Annotated in this window: 16 protein-coding genes; all 16 read right to left on the reverse strand. The window is 73.5% G+C overall.

The annotated features are described in order from the left end of the window. Window positions 1-29 precede the first annotated feature (29 nt). The 16 genes from Bra3105_RS02865 to mihF all read right to left on the reverse strand — a co-directional run bounded on the left by Bra3105_RS02865 (window position 30) and on the right by mihF (window position 18,209). Window positions 30-1,508: a glutamate synthase subunit beta gene (locus tag Bra3105_RS02865; protein WP_228358524.1), complete on the reverse strand. Its 1,479-nt coding sequence runs from the start codon at window positions 1,506-1,508 to the stop codon at window positions 30-32. Then, entirely contained in the window at window positions 1,501-6,069 is a 4,569-nt protein-coding gene (gene gltB / locus Bra3105_RS02870; RefSeq protein ID WP_228358525.1) for a glutamate synthase large subunit, read from the reverse strand. The genes Bra3105_RS02865 and gltB overlap by 8 nt, the downstream gene beginning before the upstream one ends. 247 nt (window positions 6,070-6,316) lie before the next feature. Then, on the reverse strand, window positions 6,317-7,321 hold the full coding sequence (gene lgt / locus Bra3105_RS02875) for a prolipoprotein diacylglyceryl transferase (RefSeq protein ID WP_228358526.1): 1,005 nt from the start codon (window positions 7,319-7,321) through the stop codon (window positions 6,317-6,319). Then, entirely contained in the window at window positions 7,318-8,196 is an 879-nt protein-coding gene (gene trpA, locus Bra3105_RS02880) for a tryptophan synthase subunit alpha (protein WP_228358527.1), read from the reverse strand. Before trpA ends, lgt begins: the two co-directional genes overlap by 4 nt. Then, a complete protein-coding gene (trpB, locus tag Bra3105_RS02885) occupies window positions 8,193-9,608 on the reverse strand; it encodes a tryptophan synthase subunit beta (RefSeq protein WP_228358528.1) in 1,416 nt (471 codons plus the stop codon). Before trpB ends, trpA begins: the two co-directional genes overlap by 4 nt. Beyond that, window positions 9,605-10,474, reverse strand: coding sequence for an indole-3-glycerol phosphate synthase TrpC (trpC, locus tag Bra3105_RS02890; protein ID WP_228358529.1), 870 nt, complete (start codon window positions 10,472-10,474; stop codon window positions 9,605-9,607). The genes trpB and trpC overlap by 4 nt, the downstream gene beginning before the upstream one ends. Before the next feature lie 112 nt (window positions 10,475-10,586). Continuing rightward, the gene (locus tag Bra3105_RS02895; RefSeq protein ID WP_228358530.1) at window positions 10,587-10,985 is read right to left on the reverse strand and encodes a DUF2752 domain-containing protein; all 399 of its coding nucleotides are present in this window, start codon (window positions 10,983-10,985) and stop codon (window positions 10,587-10,589) included. Window positions 10,986-11,011: 26 nt separating this feature from the next. Then, window positions 11,012-11,251 (reverse strand): HGxxPAAW family protein, encoded by a 240-nt coding sequence (locus Bra3105_RS02900; protein ID WP_152353050.1) that lies wholly within the window; start codon window positions 11,249-11,251, stop codon window positions 11,012-11,014. A gap of 33 nt (window positions 11,252-11,284) precedes the next feature. Continuing rightward, complete coding sequence (locus tag Bra3105_RS02905) at window positions 11,285-12,010, reverse strand: Trp biosynthesis-associated membrane protein (protein ID WP_228358531.1); 726 nt, start codon at window positions 12,008-12,010, stop codon at window positions 11,285-11,287. Beyond that, the gene (locus tag Bra3105_RS02910) at window positions 12,007-13,674 is read right to left on the reverse strand and encodes an anthranilate synthase component I (protein ID WP_228358532.1); all 1,668 of its coding nucleotides are present in this window, start codon (window positions 13,672-13,674) and stop codon (window positions 12,007-12,009) included. Before Bra3105_RS02910 ends, Bra3105_RS02905 begins: the two co-directional genes overlap by 4 nt. Further along, a complete protein-coding gene (gene hisI, locus Bra3105_RS02915) occupies window positions 13,671-14,147 on the reverse strand; it encodes a phosphoribosyl-AMP cyclohydrolase (protein WP_407650892.1) in 477 nt (158 codons plus the stop codon). The genes Bra3105_RS02910 and hisI overlap by 4 nt, the downstream gene beginning before the upstream one ends. Next, on the reverse strand, window positions 14,144-15,352 hold the full coding sequence (gene metK, locus Bra3105_RS02920; RefSeq protein WP_228358533.1) for a methionine adenosyltransferase: 1,209 nt from the start codon (window positions 15,350-15,352) through the stop codon (window positions 14,144-14,146). The genes hisI and metK overlap by 4 nt, the downstream gene beginning before the upstream one ends. Then, on the reverse strand, window positions 15,349-16,653 hold the full coding sequence (gene coaBC / locus Bra3105_RS02925) for a bifunctional phosphopantothenoylcysteine decarboxylase/phosphopantothenate--cysteine ligase CoaBC (RefSeq protein WP_228358534.1): 1,305 nt from the start codon (window positions 16,651-16,653) through the stop codon (window positions 15,349-15,351). The genes metK and coaBC overlap by 4 nt, the downstream gene beginning before the upstream one ends. 56 nt (window positions 16,654-16,709) lie before the next feature. Continuing rightward, complete coding sequence (gene rpoZ / locus Bra3105_RS02930) at window positions 16,710-17,075, reverse strand: DNA-directed RNA polymerase subunit omega (protein ID WP_152353056.1); 366 nt, start codon at window positions 17,073-17,075, stop codon at window positions 16,710-16,712. A gap of 208 nt (window positions 17,076-17,283) precedes the next feature. Next, window positions 17,284-17,886 (reverse strand): guanylate kinase, encoded by a 603-nt coding sequence (gene gmk, locus Bra3105_RS02935; RefSeq protein ID WP_152353057.1) that lies wholly within the window; start codon window positions 17,884-17,886, stop codon window positions 17,284-17,286. Beyond that, window positions 17,883-18,209 carry an integration host factor, actinobacterial type gene (mihF, locus tag Bra3105_RS02940; RefSeq protein WP_152353058.1) on the reverse strand — a complete coding sequence of 109 codons (327 nt, stop codon included), beginning with the start codon at window positions 18,207-18,209 and terminating at the stop codon, window positions 17,883-17,885. Before mihF ends, gmk begins: the two co-directional genes overlap by 4 nt. Window positions 18,210-18,291: the final 82 nt, after the last annotated feature.

Raw genomic sequence — 18,291 nt, forward strand, 5'->3', positions numbered from 1 at the left:
GCCCGGTGCGACCGCCGACGGCCTCCGGTTCAGACGGACAGGGCCCGGGCGTGGGGCTCGACGGGCTGCGGGAGGGCCGTGGATCCCATCAGGTGGGCGTCCACGGCGGCCGCGCACGAGCGGCCCTCGGCGATCGCCCAGACGATGAGGCTCTGCCCGCGTGCGCAGTCGCCCGCGGTGAACACGCCGTCGGCGCTCGTGCGCCAGGTCTCGTCGTGCACGATGCCGCCGCGGTCGTCGAGCTCGACGCCGGCCTCCTCGAGCGCTCCCTCGCGGCGCGGGCCGGTGAAGCCCATCGCGATGAGGACGAGCTGGGCGGGAAGGACCTTCTCGGTGCCCGGCGTGGGGACCCGGCGGCCGTCCTGGATGCTCGTGCGCGCCACCCGGATGCCGGTGACCGCGCCGTCCTCGCCGACCTCGAAGCCGGTCGTGGAGGCGAGGTAGCTGCGCTCGCCTCCCTCCTCGTGGGAGCCGGTGACCTCGAAGAGCACGGGGTGCGTGGGCCAGGGGTGGGCCTCGTCGCGCTCGGTGGGCGGCTGGTAGCCGATCGCGAGCGTGGTGACGGAGCGGGCGCCCTGACGCAGGGCGGTGCCCAGGCAGTCGGCGCCGGTGTCGCCGCCGCCGATGACGATGACGTCCTTGCCCTCGGCGCTGATCTGGTCGGCGACCTCGTCGCCCTCGACCCGGCGGTTCGCCTGGGTGAGGTACTCCATGGCGGGGTGGATGCCGGCGGCCTCGCGCCCGGGCACCGGGAGCTCGCGCGGGATCTGCGAACCGGTCGCGAGCACGACGGCGTCGAAGCGGCGGCGCAGCTGCTCCATGCTGATCGCGCCCTCGCCGTCGCCGCCCACGTCCACGCCGGTGCGGAAGCGGGTGCCCTCGGCGCGCATCTGCTCGAGGCGGCGGTCCACGTGGCGCTTCTCGAGCTTGAACTCGGGGATGCCGTAGCGCAGCAGTCCGCCGATGCGGTCGTCGCGCTCGAGGACCACCACGGAGTGGCCGGCGCGCGTGAGCTGCTGCGCGGCGGCGAGGCCAGCGGGCCCGGAGCCGACGACGGCGACCGAGCGGCCGGTCTGCCGCTCGGGCTCCTGGGGCGTCACCCAGCCCTCGTCGAAGGCGCGATCGATGATCGAGACCTCGATGTTCTTGATGGTCACGGGCGGCTGGTTGATGCCGAGCACGCAGCTGGACTCGCACGGGGCGGGGCAGGCGCGTCCGGTGAACTCGGGGAAGTTGTTGGTCGCGTGCAGGCGCTCGGAGGCGTCCCGCCAGTCCTCGCGGTAGACCAGCTCGTTCCACTCGGGGATCAGGTTGCCCAGCGGACAGCCCTGGTGGCAGAAGGCGATGCCGCAGTCCATGCAGCGGCCCGCCTGGCGGGAGACGACGCCGAGCCGACCCTGCTCGCGGGACTCGTAGACCTCGCGCCAGTCCATGAGGCGCAGGGGCACGGGCCGACGCGTGGGCAGCTCGCGGTCGCGGGTCTTCAGGAAGCCGCGGGGATCAGCCATGGGAACCCTCCAGGATCTCGTTCCACACCTCGTGGGAATCGGGGTCGATGCCGGCCTCCTGGGCGCGGTCTCGGATCTCGGTGACGCGCAGGAACGCGCGGGGGGCGATCTCGACGAGGCGCGAGATCAGGTCGTCCTCGTCCGCCAGCAGGGCGTGGGCCCGGTCGGAGCCGGTGCGCCGGGCGTGCTCGCGCACGGCCTCGAGCACGAACTCGCGGTGGTCCTCGCGCACGGGCGTGATCTCGAAGGTCGCGGCGTCGGCGGGGTTGAGGTCGCTCTCGTCGAGGTCGAGGACGAACAGGGTGCCGCCGCTCATGCCGGCGCCGAGGTTCCTGCCGGTCGCGCCGAGGATGACGACGGCTCCGCCGGTCATGTACTCCGCGCCGTGGTCGCCGATGCCCTCGACGACCATCGTGGCGCCGGAGTTGCGCACGCCGAAGCGCTCCCCCGCGGCGCCGGCGAGGAACAGCTTGCCGCTGGTCGCGCCGTAGCCGCAGGTGTTGCCGGCGATGGTCGCGGAGGTCAGAGACGACGGGGTGCCCTCGCCGTGGCCGATCGCGACCACGCCGCCGGAGAGGCCCTTGGCGACGTAGTCGTTGGCGTCGCCCGTGAGCTCCATGGTGATGCCGCGCGGCAGGAAGGCGCCGAGCGACTGGCCGCCGGTGCCCTCGAGCTCGAGGCGGATGGTGTCCTCGGGCAGCCCCTCGGCGCGGTGGCGCCGGGTGACCTCGTGGCCCAGCTGGGTGCCGACGGTGCGCTGGACGTTGCGGACGCGATCGCGGATGACGACGGCCTCCCCGCGCTCGAGCGCGGGCTCGGCGGCGGCGATCCACGGGAGGTCGGCCGCCTTCTCCAGGGAGTGGTCCTGACCGCGCATGCGGCGCACGTGGTCGCCCGCGAAGACCTCGGGGGCGGCGAGCACCGGCGCGAGGTCGAGGCCCTGCTGCTTGAAGTGGCGGCGGGCGTCCTCGACGTCGAGCAGGTCGATGCGGCCGACGGCCTCGTCGAGCGAGCGCAGTCCGAGGGAGGCGAGGTGCTCGCGGACCTGCTCGGCGATGTACTCGAAGAAGGTGACCACGAAGTCGGCCTGCCCGGTGAAGCGCGCACGCAGCTCGGGGTTCTGGGTGGCCACGCCCACGGGGCAGGTGTCCAGGTGGCACACGCGCATCATGATGCAGCCGGAGACCACGAGCGGGGCGGTCGCGAAGCCGAACTCCTCGGCGCCCAGGAGCGCGCCGATGATGACGTCGCGCCCGGTCTTCATCTGCCCGTCGACCTGCACGGTGATGCGGTCCCGCAGGCCGTTGAGCAGCAGGGTCTGCTGGGTCTCGGCGAGGCCGAGCTCCCAGGGGGTGCCCGCGTGCTTGAGGGAGTTCAGGGGGCTCGCGCCGGTCCCGCCGTCGTGCCCGGAGACCAGGACGACGTCGGCGTGGGCCTTGGAGACGCCCGCGGCGACCGTGCCCACGCCGAAGCGGGACACGAGCTTCACGTGCACGCGGGCCGCGGGGTTCGCGGACTTCGCGTCGTGGATGAGCTGGGCGAGGTCCTCGATCGAGTAGATGTCGTGGTGCGGCGGCGGGGAGATGAGGCCGATGCCGGGCGTGGAGTGCCGCGTGCGGGCGATCCACGGGTAGACCTTCTCCGGGGGCAGCTGGCCGCCCTCGCCGGGCTTCGCGCCCTGCGCCATCTTGATCTGGATGTCGCGCGCGAAGGTCAGGTACTCGCTGGTCACGCCGAAGCGGCCCGAGGCGATCTGCTTGATGGCGCTGTTGCGCTCGGCATCATGGAGGCGGTCGGGCTCCTCCCCGCCCTCACCCGAGTTCGACATGCCGCCCAGGCGGTTCATGGCGATCGCGAGGGTCTCGTGGGCCTCGCGGGAGATCGAGCCGTAGCTCATCGCTCCGGTCATGAACCGCTTCACGATCGAGGAGACCGGCTCGACCTCCTCCAGCGGCACCGGGGAGGCCTCGTCGGTGCGCAGGCGCATGAGGCCCCGCAGGGTCATCAGCTGCGTGGACTGGTCGTCGACGAGCTCGGTGTAGCGGCGGAACTCCTCGTACTGCCGCGAGCGCGTGGAGTGCTGGAGGCGGAACACCGTCTCGGGGGTGAAGAGGTGCGGCGGGCCCTCGCGGCGCCACTGGTACTCGCCGCCGACGTCGAGGCGGCGGTGGGCGTTGCGCAGGCCGTCGCGCGGGTAGGCGAGGGCGTGGCGGGACGCGTTCTCCTCGGCGATGACGTCGAGCCCGATGCCGTCGATGCGGCTGGTGGTGCCCGGGAAGAACCGCTCGACGAGCTCGCGCGAGAGGCCCACTGCCTCGAAGAGCTGGCTGCCGCGGTAGGAGGCGACCGTGGAGATGCCCATCTTCGACATGATCTTCAGGACGCCCTTGGCGAGGGCCTGCAGGAGGTTCGCGACCGCCTGCTCGCCGCTGATGTCGCCGACGACCCCGCGGCCGACGAGGTCCTCGGCGCTCTCCATGGCGAGATAGGGGTTCACGGCGCTCGCGCCGTAGGCGATGAGCAGCGCGACGTGGTGGACCTCGCGCACGTCGCCCGCCTCGACCAGGAGGGCGGCACGGGTGCGCCGGCCGGTGCGGATGAGGTGGTGCTGGACGGCGCTCGTGAGCAGCAGCGAGGGGATCGGGGCGAGCTCGGCGTTGGAGTCGCGGTCGGAGAGCACGAGGAACGTCGCGCCGTCGTCGATCGCGCGCACCGCCTCCTCGCAGATCTCCTGGATGCGCTCCTCGAGGGCGGAGGCTCCCCCGCTCACGCGGTAGAGGCCGCGCAGGCGGGTGGTGTGGAAGTCCGCGGTCCCGGGATCGGAGTCGATGGTGAGGATCCGGGCGAGCTGCTCGTTGTCGATGACGGGCGCGGGCAGGGACAGCTGGCGCGCGTGCAGCGCGGTCGCGTCCAGCAGGTTGCGCGACTCGCCGATCGCGACGCCCAGGCTGGTGACCACGGCTTCGCGGATCGAGTCGAGCGGCGGGTTCGTGACCTGGGCGAACTGCTGGGTGAAGTAGTCGAAGAGCAGGCGCGGGCGGTCCGAGAGGACGGCCGTGGGGGTGTCGGTGCCCATCGCCCCGATGGGCTCGGCCCCCTTGGCCGCCATCGGACCGAGCAGGATGCGCAGCTCCTCCTCGGAGTACCCGAAGGTCTGCTGGCGGCGCACCACGGAGGAGCGCGAGTGCCAGATGGGCTCGCGCTGCGGGAGATCGGCGATGTCGATCTTCTGCTCGGAGAGCCAGCGCCGCCAGGGGCGGCTCGCGACGACCTCGTCCTTGACCTCTTGGGAGGTGAGCACGCGACCGCCGACCAGATCGACGGCGAACATCTCGCCGGGGGCGACGCGTCCCTTGCGCGCGACGTGCTCGGGCTCCATCTCGATCATGCCGGCCTCGGAGCCGAGGACCACGAGACCCTCGTCGCTCACCCAGTAGCGCAGGGGGCGCAGGCCGTTGCGGTCGAGCTTCGCGCCGACCATGTCGCCGTCGGTGAAGACGAGGGCGGCGGGGCCGTCCCAGGGCTCCTGGATCATCGCGTGGAACTCGTAGAACGCCCGCAGGTCGGGGTCCATCGAGGTGTCGTTCTCCCAGGGCTCCGGGACCAGCATCATCATCGCGTGGGGCACGGAGCGGCCCGCGAGGTTCAGCAGCTCGAGGGCCTCATCGAGGCTCGCGGAGTCCGAGGCGCCGGCCGAGTTCACGGGCAGCAGGCGGCCCAGGTCCTCGCCGAACAGGGGCGAGGCCAGGCGACCCTCGGCCGCGCGCAGGCGGTTGCGGTTGCCGATCACCGTGTTGATCTCGCCGTTGTGGGCGAGCATCCGGAAGGGGTGCGCGAGCGGCCAGGCGGGGAAGGTGTTGGTCGAGAAGCGCGAGTGGACGATCGCGACGGTCGACTCGAGGCGCGGATCGCGCAGGTCGGGGTAGAACTCGCCGAGCTGCGTGGTGGTGAGCATGCCCTTGTAGACGAGGGTGCGCGTGGACAGGCTCGCGAAATAGGCGCCCGTGGAGTGCTCGACGCGGCGGCGCACGGCGAAGGCGGCGCGCTCGAGATCGAGTCCCGTGCGCTCGTGCGCGGCGTCCTCGAGGATCACCTGCGCGAAATGCGGCTGCGCGGCGTGGGCGCTGGGACCGACGAGGCCGTCGACCACGGGCACGTCGCGCCACATGATCGCGCGCAGGCCCTCGTCCTCGGCGATGCGCTCGACGCGCTCCACCTCGAGGGCGCGTGCATCGGGATCCTGGGCGAGGAAGGCCTGGCCGACGGCGTAGGCGCCCGGCGCGGGGAGCTCGGCCCCGGCCTCTGCCGCCGCGTCGGAGAGGAAGCGGTGGGGCACCTGCAGGAGGATCCCGGCGCCGTCGCCGGTGGTCTCCTCGGCGCCGACGGCGCCGCGGTGGTCGAGGTTCTCGAGCGCCGTGAGCGCGTGCTCGATGATGTCGTGCCCGGGGGTGCGGCGCGTGGTGGCGATCATGGCGACGCCGCAGGCGTCGTGCTCGTCCTCGGGGCTGTACAGGCCGGTGGCCGGGGGCTGCGCGGAGAACCGCGAACGCAGGGGGATCATGGGCGTTCCTTCCGGGGCCGGTGCTGTGGACCGTGGCCCGCAGAGGGGCCGCGACGCGGGTCCCGGAGGGCAGGGAGCCGCCCGGGGCCCCGATTGCCGTCGGGACAGAGTACTGCCTGAGTCCGACGTGCGAAATCTCAGCAGTCGCATCGTGAGACGACCGTCCGCCAGGTGCGCCTCCCGGCGGTGCGCGGTGCCGGCCGACGCGCGGAGCGGGCCGCTGCGCGCGGTCCGTCTCCGCGGGCCGTCAGTCGCCGCGTCGGCGGCGGCCGCGCGGCGCGCTGCGGGGGGCGGAGCGGTCTGCGCCGTCGGCGTCCTCGGCGGAGGACGGGTCGGCGGGGGCGGGCGATGCCTCAGGGGTCGGCCCATCCGCGGAGGCCGCCGGGCCCGCCGTGGACCCTGCGGGCAGGGTCCACGAGCCGTCGGCCGCGAGGACCTCTCCCCCGCCCGCACGCCGGCGCCGGGTGAGCACCACGAGCACGACGATCGCGATCACGAGGACGACGAGGGCCAGCACGGTGTGGATGCGCAGCGGGCCGATCATCGCGACGGGCTCGGTGCGCATGGCGTCGATCCAGGCGCGGCCCGCCGAGTAGATCGCGGCGTAGAGCCAGAACACGCGACCCCCGCCCAGCTGCAGGCGCTTCGCGATCGCGAGCAGCACGACCACGCCGATGAGGTTCCACAGCAGCTCGTAGAGGAACGTCGGGTGGTAGGTGCCCGGCATGCACCCGGGGATGGTCCCGCCGTTCTGGACGCAGGAGATGTCCAGTCCCCAGGGCAGGGTCGTCGGCGGGCCGTAGAGCTCCTGGTTGAACCAGTTGCCCAGGCGTCCGATCGCCTGGGCGACCATGAGCGTCGGCGCGATCGTGTCCGCGAGCGCGACGAAGGAGATGCCCTTGCGGCGGGCCATGAACCACACGGCCACGGCCCCGCCGGCGACGGCTCCGTAGATCGCGAGGCCGCCCTGCCAGATCTTGAGCACGTCCAGGAGGTTCCCGTCGGCCCCGAAGTAGGGCGCGGGCGAGGAGAGCACGTGCCAGATGCGCGCACCGATGATGCCGGCGACGACGGCGGCGAAGACGATGTCGAACATGTCCTCGCCCTTGCCCCCGCGGGACTCCCACCGCTTGGTGGCCCACCAGAGGGCGACGCCGATGCCCGCGAGGATGCACAGGGCGTAGAAGTGGATCTCGAGCGGGCCCAGATGGATCGCGGAGATCGTGGGGCTGGGGATGTCGGCGAGGATCATGCGCGCGCTCCGCTCCGGGCGCTCTCGACGCCCTCGCGCAGCTCCCGCGCCTTCGCCGCGAGCCGTGGCATGGGAACAGCGGCATCGAGCGACGGATCCGTCCCGGGGGCCGCGCCGTCGGCTGCCGCCGCGGCGAGGTCCTCCATGAGCGCCTTGACGAAGGCCGAGCCGACGATGACGCCGTCGGCGTAGGCGCCGACCTCCGCCGCCTGGGTCCCGGTGGAGACGCCGAGGCCGACGCAGACGTTGCGAGCGCCCGCGGCGCGGGTGCGCTCGACGAGCCCTCGGGTGGCCTCGCCCACGGAGTCGCGGGTGCCGGTCACGCCCATGGTCGAGGCGGCGTACACGAAGCCGGACGCGTGGGAGACGACGTGCGAGAGTCGCTCGCGCGGGGAGCTGGGGGCCACGAGGAACACGCGGTCCAGCCCCTCCTCCTCGCTCGCGGCCAGCCACTCCCCGGCCTCGTCGGGGATGAGGTCGGGTGTGATGAGCCCGGCGCCGCCCGCGGCGGCGAGGCGCTGCGCGAAGGAGGCGACGCCCTGCGCGAGGACCGGGTTCCAGTAGGTCATCACGAGGACGGCCGCGCCGCTCCCCCGCAGCGCCTCGACGGCCTCGAGGACGTGGTGGGTGCGGGTGCCGCCTGCCAGCGCCGCGGTCGCGGCCTGCTGGATGACGGGCCCGTCCATCACGGGATCGGAGTAGGGCAGGCCCAGCTCGAGGATGTCCACGCCGTTCTCGACCAGGGTGCGCGCGGCCTGGATGCAGCGCTCCTGATCGGGGAAGCCGACGGGCAGGTAGCCGACGAGCGCGGGGCGGCCCTCCTGGCGCGTGCGCTCCAGGACGTCTCCGGCCCGCAGCCGCGACGTGGTGCTCATCGGTTCTCCTCCTCGGTGAGGGGCGTCGCGGGATCGGCCGCGGCGGTGGTCTCCGGACCGGCGGTCTCCGGGCCGGCGGCGCGGTCGGTCGGCAGGGTGCTGCGGGCGAGGTCGCGCAGGGCGGCGAGGTCGCCGCGAGGAGCGGCGGACCCGTCGGACCCGTCGGACCCGTCGGACCCGTCGGACGGATCGTCCAGGAGTCCGAACCAGCGGGAGGCGGTGTCCACGTCCTTGTCGCCGCGTCCCGAGAGGCTCACCAGGACGGTGGAGCCCTCGCCGAGCTCGCGGCCCAGCGCGAGCGCCCCGGCGAGGGCGTGCGCGGACTCGAGCGCGGGCATGATGCCCTCGGTCATGGAGAGCAGGGCGAAGGCGTCCATGGCCGCGTCGTCGTCGATCGCGCGGTACTCGGCGCGGCCGATCTCGGCGAGCCAGGCGTGCTCGGGGCCGACGCTCGGGTAGTCCAGGCCCGCGCTCACCGAATGGGAGGGAATGGTCTGGCCGTCGTCGTCCTGCATGACGAAGCTCCGGGCGCCGTGGAGGACGCCCGGGCTGCCGCCGCCGATGGTCGCGCTGTGGCGACCGGTGGTGACGCCGTCCCCGCCGGCCTCGCAGCCGATCAGCCGGACGTCGGCGTCGTCGAGGAAGGCGTGGAAGATGCCCATCGCGTTGGAGCCGCCGCCCACGCAGGCGACGACGGCGTCGGGCAGGGCGCCCGTGCGCTCGAGGACCTGCTCGCGGGCCTCCTCGCCGATCACCCTGTGGAAGTCGCGGACCATCACGGGGAACGGGTGGGGGCCGGCCACGGTGCCCAGCAGGTAGTGGGTGGTCTCGACGTTCGTGACCCAGTCGCGGAAGGCCTCGTTGATCGCGTCCTTCAGGGTGCGCGAGCCGTGGGTCACGGGGACGACCTCGGCGCCCAGCAGGCGCATGCGGGCCACGTTCAGCGCCTGGCGCTCGGTGTCCTCCTCGCCCATGTAGATCGTGCAGTCCAGTCCGAACAGGGCCGCCGCCGTCGCGGTCGCGACCCCGTGCTGGCCGGCGCCGGTCTCGGCGATCACACGGGTCTTGCCCATGCGCTGGGTGAGCAGGGCCTGTCCCAGCACGTTGTTGATCTTGTGGCTGCCGGTGTGGTTGAGGTCCTCGCGCTTGAGCAGCACGCGGGCGCCGCCGGCGAGGGCGGAGAACCGCGGCGCCTCGCTGAGCAGGGACGGGCGGCCCGTGTACTCGCGGGAGAGGCGCTGGAGCTCGGCGATGAAGTCGGGGTCGACGATCGCCTTCTCGTAGGCCTCGCGGATCTCGTCGAGCGCGGGCACGAGCGCCTCGGGCAGGAAGCGCCCGCCGAAGTCGCCGAAGTAGGGGCCGGCCTCGCTGCGCAGCGGGGTGTCCGGGCGCGGGAACAGGCTCTGGCTCATGCGTCGCCTCCGGGGGTCGTGGTGCTGGTGCCGGCCGCGTTCGGGCTCGAGCCGACGGCGCGGCCGATCCGGCGGACGGATCGGAACTCCTCGACGCTGCGGCGGGGGTCGGGCCCCGTCACGAGGGCCTCGCCCACGAGCACGGCGTCGGCCCCGGCGCGGGCGTAGGACTCGACGTCGGCGACCGAGGCGACCGCGGACTCCCCGATCGCGAGGATCCCCGAGGGGATGTCGCCGAGCAGGGCGGTCGCCCGGTCCAGGTGCACGTCGAGGGTGGTGAGATCGCGCGCATTCACGCCCACGATCGCGGGATCAAGGGCGAGGGCGCGCTCGAGCTCCGCGGCGGTGTGGGTCTCCACGAGCGCCTGCATGCCGAGCTCGCCGGTGAGGTCGTGCAGGTCCTTCAGGAGGGCGTCGTCGAGGGCCGCGACGATCAGCAGCACGAGGTCCGCCCCGTGGGCGCGGGCCTCGAGTACCTGGTAGTCCTCGACGGTGAAGTCCTTGCGCAGCACGGGGACGTCGACGGATTCGCGGACCGCGTCGAGGTCGGCGAGGCTGCCGCCGAAGCGACGCTGCTCGGTGAGGACGCTGATCGCGCTCGCGCCGGCGCCCGCGTAGATACGGGCGAGCGCGGCGGGATCGGCGATCTCGGCGAGGTCGCCCTTCGAGGGGCTGCGTCGCTTGACCTCGGCGATCAGGCCCAGCGTGCTGCCGTCGCCCTCCAGGCTCGCGCGGGCGTCGCGGGCGGGGGCGGTCTGCGCGGCGAGGCGCTCGAGGGCGGGGCGCGGGAGCTGCGCGCGGCGCGTCTCGAGGTCCTCGCGGACCCCCTCGATGATGCTGTCGAGGACGGTGCCTGTCGCTGTCACGGACCCTCCTGGTCCCGGCTCGTGGAGCCTGGTCTGCGCGGACGATGCGGATGCGGCGCCGACGGGCCGCGTGCCCGTTCGGCGCCGGTGCTGCGTGCCGGCCTCGCGGGGCTCAGGCCCCGGGGACCAGCGAGGGCGCGGAGAGGAACTCCAGGCCCGGGAGGTTGCGGGCGATCGTGAAGACGGCCACCAGGGCGCCCAGTCCGAGGAGCATGCCCTTGGGCGGATCGATGATGCGACCGCGCCCGCGGACGCGGTCGACGATCCAGCGCACGTAGAGGGCGAGCACGACGGGCATGGCCAGCACGATCAGCGCGTTGCTGTGCAGGGCCAGCAGCGGATCGCCCGCGAGCAGCGCGTGCACGGCGCGGGTGGCGCCGCAGCCCGGGCAGTCCAGGCTGGTGAGCGCGTGCAGGGGGCACAGCGGCACGTCCTGGGTGAAGGGGTCGAAGACCGCCTGCACCCCGATCGCCGCTGCGGCCGCGGCCGCCGCCAGGGCGAGCGGCAGCACCGCTCCCCGGGCGCCGGCCCGCCGGGTCACTGCGCCGAGGCCCGGGTGCGCTTCTGGCCGAAGCCCGCGAGGCGCAGGACGAAGCTCACGATCATCGTGATCACCACGACGGCCGCGCCGCCGATGATGATCGGCATGTCGCCGAGCACGATGCCGAGCGCCGCGACGATCGCCCCGAGGACGCAGCCGACGGTGTTCACCCAAGCGGCGACGGTGCTGCCCTCGTTGTGCGGGGGCGGCGGCGGGACGGCGTACGTGCGGGGCATGGGTGACCTCTCGTGTGCAGGGGGCGGATGGCCCTATTCTGCCACGCGCCCGGAGTCTCCCGGCGGCTCGGTCCGTGTGTCGTCGGACGGGTGCTCGGCCGTATCGTCGACCGGTTCGTCGGCCGGGTCGTGGGCCCCACCGCCGGCAGCATCGACGGAGGGCTCTTCTGCCGCCGCATCGGACGGATCCTCACCGCGGCTCAGCGCGTCCCAGGCCGCCGCCGGGTCGTCGGACGGGTCGAGCTCGGCGGGCGCGACCTCGCGGGAGGCGTCGCGCTGGTAGCGGGAGCGGCGCCGGGGCCAGCGCCCGCCGACGGCCAGCACGAGCACGCCGACGACCACGAGCAGCACCGCCGGCACGAGGGCCACGAGCGGCCAGATGCTCGCCTCGGCGTCGACCGAGCCGCCGACCACGCCCGTGGCCTCGGCGACCGCGGAGGTCGAGGCGCTCACGGCATCGGCGCGCACGCTGATCGAGGAGACGGCGGCGCCGATGCCCACGAGGATCAGCACGGGCCCGGTGATGAAGCGCACCCAGCGCGAGGCGAGGGTGGTCGCGACCGCGGCGGCGCCGCCCACGAGGGCGAGGGCGAGCACCGCGGGGGCGGCGTCCTGCCCGGGGACGTCGACGCTCTGCTTCGCGCCCGTGAAGCCGGCGGCCAGGGCGGTCGTCCAGGTCGCGCGGGTCATCCCCGCGAGCGCGAGGGACATGACGAGGGCGGCGAGCACGAGGCTGCGTCGGGTCAGCAGCGCCCTCATGCGTCGCGCACCGTCTGCGCGGAGGCGACCGCGCGGAGGGCGGCGGCGGCCTTGGTCTGGGACTCGCGGTGCTCCGTCACGGGATCGGAGTCGGCGACGATCCCGCCCCCGGACTGCACGTGCGCGGTGCCGTCCTTGATGACGGCGGTGCGGATCGCGATGGCCATGTCCATGTCCCCGGCGAAGTCGATGTACCCCACGGTGCCTCCGTAGACCCCGCGGCGCACCGGCTCGAGCCGGTCGATGATCTGCATCGCCCGCGGCTTCGGCGCCCCGGAGAGCGTGCCGGCGGGGAACGTCGCGCGCAGGGCGTCGCATGCGCTCGCGTCGGCGCGCAGGGTGCCGGTGACGTCGCTCGAGATGTGCTGGATGTGGCTGAAGCGCTCGATGTGCATGAGGTCGCGCACGGTGACGCTGCCGGGCTCGCAGACCTTCTGCAGGTCGTTGCGCGCGAGGTCGACGAGCATCAGGTGCTCGCTGCGCTCCTTGGGATCGGCCAGCAGCTCCTCCGCGAGGCGCGAGTCCTCCTCGGGGGTCGCCCCGCGCGGCCGCGAGCCGGCGATCGGGTGCGTGCCGGCGGTGCGTCCGCGCACGGTGACGAGCGCCTCGGGGCTCGCGCCCACCACGTCGATCGGCGCGCCGTCGCCGTCCACGGTCCGCAGCAGGTACATGTACGGGCTGGGGTTCATGCGCCGCAGCACCCGGTAGACGTCCAGCGGATCCGCGGCGGTGGGCAGGGAGAAGCGCTGCGAGGGCACGACCTGGAAGATCTCGCCGTCGACGATGTCGCGGACGGCCTCGCGCACGGACTCCTGGTACTCCAGCTCGGCCGTGCGGGGCTTGGGCTCGACCTCCCGCACCGTGTCGTAGACGGCGGGGCGGGCGGGCAGCGGACGGTGCAGCGCGCCGCGCAGGGCGTCCAACCGCGCGAGGGCGTCGTCGTAGGCCTCGTCGACGCGCTCGTCGGTGTCGTCGAGGTTCAGGGCGTTGGCGACAAGCAGCACGGTGCCGTCGTGCGCATCGTGCACGGCGACGTCCTGGGCGAGCATCATCGAGAGGTCGGGGACGCCGATCTCGTCGGGCGGTGCGTCCGGCAGCTTCTCCCAGTGGCGCACGGCGTCGTAGGCGACGACGCCGACCAGTCCGCCGGTGAAGGGCGGCAGCTGCGGGAGGCGCGCGGAGCGGAACACGTCGGCGACGGAGGCGAGGGCCTGCATCGGGTCGCCGTCCTCGGGAACGCCCGCGGGCACGTCGCCGATCCAGTGGGCCTGGCCGTCCTTCTCGGTGAGGACGGCGCGGGCGCGGGCGCCGATGATCGACCAGCGGGAGGCCTCGCCCTCCCCCGCGCTCTCGAGCAGGAAGGTGCCGCGGGGGTCCTCCTGGTCGACGATGCGCCGGTAGAGCGTGAGCGGGGTGTCCTCGTCGGCGAGCACGCGGAGGGTCACGGGGACGATCCGCTGCTGGGCGGCCAGCGCCCGGAAGGTCTCGCGATCGGGCTGGATCACCCCGAGGGCATCGCCCTCGATCCCGCCGACGAGCTCAGGGTAGGACGCTCCGGCGCTCGTGCCCTCGGAGGCCGCTGCGGACCCCTCGGGGACCGCTGTCCGGCCCCCGGGGGCCGTTGGACGGGTGCGATCCGCGTGCGGCTGATCGGTCGTGGTCATCCCTCGGTGTCCTCCTCGGGGCGGTGCGCGGTGGCGGTCGCGGCGGTGGCCGTGGTGGCCGTGGTGGCCGTGGTGGGCCCGGCGGCGTCGGCGGCCGACGAGCGCTCGGCCTCCGCGAGCACGCGGACGCCGAGCTCGCCGCCGACGAAGCAGGTGTCGGTGCCGCGGTGGCAGGCCGGTCCGATCTGATCGACCTGGACGAGCAGCGTGTCGCCGTCGCAGTCGAGGGCGGCCGAGCGCACGTACTGCACGTTCCCGCTGGTGTCGCCCTTGCGCCAGTACTCCTGGCGCGAGCGGGACCAGAACGTCACACGGCCCTCGGTCAGGGTGCGGCGCAGGGCCTCGTCGTCCATCCACCCGACCATGAGGACGCGCCCGTCCTCGTGGTCCTGGATGACGGCGGGCACGAGGCCCGCGGCGTCGTGGGCGAGGCGCTGCGCGATCGCCGGGTCGAGCGCCGGGGCGTCGTTCACAGCGCCCTCGCGAGCTCGTCGGCCCGGTCCGTGCGCTCCCAGGTGAACTCGGGCAGCTCGCGGCCGAAGTGGCCGTGGGCCGAGGTCAGCGTGAAGATGGGGCGCAGCAGGTCCAGGGCGTCGATGATCGCGGCCGGACGCAGGTCGAAGACCTTCTCGATGGCGCGGGCGATCTGGTGGTCGGGCACGGTGCCGGTGCCGAAGGTCTCGACATACAGGCCCACGGGCGCGGCCACGCCGATCGCATAGGCGACCTGGACCTCGCAGCGCTTCGCGAGGCCCGCGGCGACGACGTTCTTGGCGACCCAGCGCATGGCGTAGGCGCCCGAGCGGTCGACCTTGCTGGGGTCCTTGCCGCTGAACGCGCCGCCGCCGTGGCGGGCCATCCCGCCGTAGGTGTCGACGATGATCTTGCGGCCCGTGAGCCCGGCGTCGCCCTTGGGGCCGCCGACGACGAAGCGACCGGAGGGGTTGATGTGGAAGCGCACCTCGGAGGTGTCCAGGCCGATGCCCTCGAGCTCGTCCAGGACGGGTGCGATGACGACCTGACGGATCCCGGGGTCGAGCTGCGCGGCGATGTCGACGTCCTCGTCGTGCTGGGTGGAGACCACGACCGCCTCGACGCTGCGGGCGACGTCGTGCTCGTCGTAGCCGATGGTGACCTGGGTCTTCCCGTCGGGACGCAGGTAGGGCAGGACCCCGCTGCGGCGCGCCTCGGAGAGGTTCGAGGAGAGGCGGTGGGCGGCGTGGATCGGCAGCGGCATGAGGGTCGGCGTGTCCGAGCACGCGTAGCCGAACATGAGCCCCTGGTCGCCCGCGCCGAGGTCGCCGAAGCGCTCGGCGGAGCCGCCGTCGCGCCGCTCCCAGGAGGTGTCGACGCCCGCGGCGATGTCGGGGCTCTGCGAGCCGATCGAGACCTCGATGCCGCAGCTGTCGGCGTCGAAGCCCTTCGCGGAGGAGTCGTAGCCGATCTCCCGGATGACGTCGCGGACGATCCGCTGCACGTCGGTGTACCCCGACGTGCGCACCTCACCGGCGACGTGGACGAGCCCCGTGGTCACCATGGTCTCGACGGCGACGCGCGCGCCGGTGTCCTGGCCGAGCATGTCGTCGAGGATGGCGTCGGAGATCTGATCGCAGATCTTGTCGGGGTGCCCCTCGGTGACCGACTCGGAGGTGAAGCTGCGCAGGTCGTGCGATGTCATGGGGTCCAGCGTACGTTGCCCAGCCTGCTCGCGACCTGCGTGAGCACAGCGTGGGCGACGGCCGTCTTGGACCCCTCGGCGCGGTCCACGTCCGCGCCCTCGGCGTCCAGGAGATCGATCGCCGTGTCCTCCGCGCCGAAGACCCCGCGGCTGACGTCGTTGAACACCAGCAGATCGGCCTGCTTGCGGCGCGCCTTCTCCCGCGCGAGCTCAAGGGAGGTGCGCCCCTCTCCCCCGGTCTCCGCGGCGAATCCGACGATGACATGCGGGTTCACGCGGGTTCCCGCGGGAGCTCCGGCCTCGCCCCGGCGCTGCCGGCGGTCCGTCACGCTCGCGGCGAGCACGTCCTCGGTGCGGCGCAGCGCGAGGACGGGGACGTCGTCCTCACCGGTCTTCTTGATCTTCTCCTCGGCCCGCTCGGCGGGGGTGAAATCTGCCACGGCGGCGGCCATCACGAGCGCGTCGGCGTCCTCGCGCTCGGCGGCGACGGCCTCCGCGAGCTCGGCGGCGCTCGTGACGTCCACACGGCGGGCGCCGGGCGGCGTCTCGAGGTCGACGTTCGCAGCGATCACGGTGACCTCCGCGCCGCGCGCGAGGGCCGCGTGCGCGAGGGCGAAGCCCTGCTTGCCGGACGAGTGGTTGGCAAGGAAGCGGACGGGGTCGATCTCCTCGCGGGTGCCGCCGGCGCTGATCAGCACGCGCGCGCCCGCGAGATCCTGCACGACGGCGCCGTGCTCGTCGCGCGGGGCGGTGAGCTGAGCGCGGGCGGCGTCGAGGATCGCCTCCGGCTCGGGAAGGCGGCCGGGTCCGCTGTCGGGGCCGGTGAGCCGGCCGACCGCGGGCTCGAGGACCCGCACGCCGCGCCCGCGAAGCACCGACACGTTCTCGCGGGTCGCCGGGTTCTCCCACATCTCGGTGTGCATGGCGGGCGCGAGGAGGGCCCGCGGGCCGGCCATGAGCAGGGTCGCGCTCAGCAGATCGTCGGCCCGTCCGCCGCGGACCCGGGCCAGCAGGTCGGCCGTCGCGGGGACGACGAGGACGAGGTCGGCCTCCTGCCCGAGCCGCACGTGGGCGACCTCGTCGACGTCCTCGAAGACGCTCGTGGTGACCGGGTGGTGGCTGAGCGCCTCCCAGGTCGCGGCGCCCACGAACTCGAGGGAGGAGGCGGTCGGGACCACGCGGACGTCGGCCCCGGACGCGACAAGGCCGCGCACCACGTGCGCGGCCTTGTAGGCGGCGATGCCGCCGCTCACGCCCAGCAGGACGCGGGCTCCGCGGATCCCATCGGCGATCTGGGTCATCTCAGCAGGATCCTCGCGATGCTCGGCGGATCTCGAGGGGACTCCCCCGAGTGTGCTCAGAAGGAGAAGTCGGTGGACGGCGGCTCGGGCGCGTCCTCGCCGAGCTGCAGAGGGGCCAGCGAGGACTCCGACTCGGCCTGCTTCTTGGCCTCGAGCTCGGCCTCGTCGATCTCACGGGCGACCAGCAGGCCCTCGTCGATCTCGCGCAGGGCGATGGAGAGCGGCTTCTCCTGGTTCTCGACGTCCACGAGGGGGCCGACGTACTCGAGCAGGCCCTCGGAGAGCTGCGAGTAGTAGGCGTTGATCTGGCGGGCGCGCTGCGAGGAGTAGAGCACGAGCGCGTACTTCGAGTCGACGTCCTCGAGGAGGCGGTCGATCGGCGGGTTCGTGATGCCCTCGGGCTGGGCGACGGTTCCGAACACGGAAGGTCCCTTCGATTGACGATGTGCACGGCGCTGCCGGTCCGGCAGTGAGCTGAGCTCGCGGAGCGCGCCGCATGCGACCACCCAGGATACGCCCCGATCCGCGCGCTGGCGAGCGGGGGGCGGGCGGGCTGCGTCACGCCCCGTCCGGAGGGTCGCTCCCCGGCCTGCGCGGAGCGCGTGCAGCGGGGTGCTCCCGGCCGAATGCTCAGCCGTGCTGCGGGGCGACGCCGATGAGAGCGGCCAGACGATCGGTGGCGTCGGCGACCGTGTCGTTGACGATGGTGACGTCGAACTCGCTCTCCGCGGCGAGCTCGACGCGCGCGGTGGCCAGGCGCCTCTCGCGCTCCTCGGCGTCCTCGGTGCCGCGGCCGACGAGCCGCTCGACGAGCGTCTCCCAGTCCGGCGGGGCGAGGAACACGAAGAGCGCCTCGGGCATGGTCTCGCGGACCTGCCGCGCCCCGGCGAGGTCGATCTCCAGGAGCACGGGGCGGCCGTCGGCGACGCGCTGCTCCACCGCGCCGCGGGGCGTTCCGTAGCGGTTGCGCCCGTGGACGATCGCCCATTCGAGCATCTGCCCGGTCTCGACCAGGCGGGTGAACTCCTCGTCGCTGACGAAGGAGTAGTGCACGCCGTCGACCTCACCGGGCCGCGGAGCGCGCGTGGTCGCCGAGACGGACAGCCACACGTCGGGATAGCGCTCGCGCATCGCCGCCGAGACCGTGCCCTTGCCGACGGCCGTCGGGCCGGCGAGCACCGTGACAGGGACGCGGCCGGAGCGCGGGGCTCCGGCCGCGACGCTCTCCGTCACTCGGAGAAATGGGCGATGAGCTTCTCCGCCTGGTGGGAGCCGAGGCCCCGCACCTTGCGCGAGGGCGAGATGCCGATCTCCTCCATGATCTGCTGCGCCTTGACCTTGCCGACGCCCGGGAGGGCCTCGAGGAGAGCGGCGACGCGGAGACGACCGATCACCTCGTTGTCCTCGGCCTCCTTGAGCACCTTGGCGATCTCCTCGCCGCGGCGGCCGGTGGACTCCTTCAGGCGGGACTTGATGGCTGCGCGCTCACGTCGGGCCTCGGCGGCCTTCTTGAGGGCTTCGGCGCGCTGTTCCGGGGAGAGAGGAGGGAGAGCCACTGTCGTACCTCAGTTCTTGGTTCGGTGACGGGTGTCCTGATGCCAGGGTCCCGGGGACCGGGTCCCACCGCGCCCTCCGACC

It is taken from the genome of Brachybacterium halotolerans subsp. kimchii, from assembly GCF_020792675.1.
GTDB classification, from domain to species: Bacteria; Actinomycetota; Actinomycetes; order Actinomycetales; family Dermabacteraceae; genus Brachybacterium; species Brachybacterium halotolerans.

Coding starts and splice junctions, on each gene's coding strand:
- gltB (WP_228358525.1), bottom strand. CDS start 6,069: ATGATCCCCCTGCGTTCGCGGTTCTCCGCGCAGCCCCCGGCCACCGGC.
- trpB (WP_228358528.1), bottom strand. CDS start 9,608: ATGAGCCAGAGCCTGTTCCCGCGCCCGGACACCCCGCTGCGCAGCGAG.
- lgt (WP_228358526.1), bottom strand. CDS start 7,321: ATGATCCTCGCCGACATCCCCAGCCCCACGATCTCCGCGATCCATCTG.
- coaBC (WP_228358534.1), bottom strand. CDS start 16,653: ATGACCCAGATCGCCGATGGGATCCGCGGAGCCCGCGTCCTGCTGGGC.
- trpA (WP_228358527.1), bottom strand. CDS start 8,196: ATGAGCACCACGTCGCGGCTGCGGGCCGGAGACGTCCTGGAGCGCACG.
- Bra3105_RS02900 (WP_152353050.1), bottom strand. CDS start 11,251: ATGCCCCGCACGTACGCCGTCCCGCCGCCGCCCCCGCACAACGAGGGC.
- metK (WP_228358533.1), bottom strand. CDS start 15,352: ATGACATCGCACGACCTGCGCAGCTTCACCTCCGAGTCGGTCACCGAG.
- Bra3105_RS02905 (WP_228358531.1), bottom strand. CDS start 12,010: ATGAGGGCGCTGCTGACCCGACGCAGCCTCGTGCTCGCCGCCCTCGTC.
- Bra3105_RS02865 (WP_228358524.1), bottom strand. CDS start 1,508: ATGGCTGATCCCCGCGGCTTCCTGAAGACCCGCGACCGCGAGCTGCCC.
- Bra3105_RS02910 (WP_228358532.1), bottom strand. CDS start 13,674: ATGACCACGACCGATCAGCCGCACGCGGATCGCACCCGTCCAACGGCC.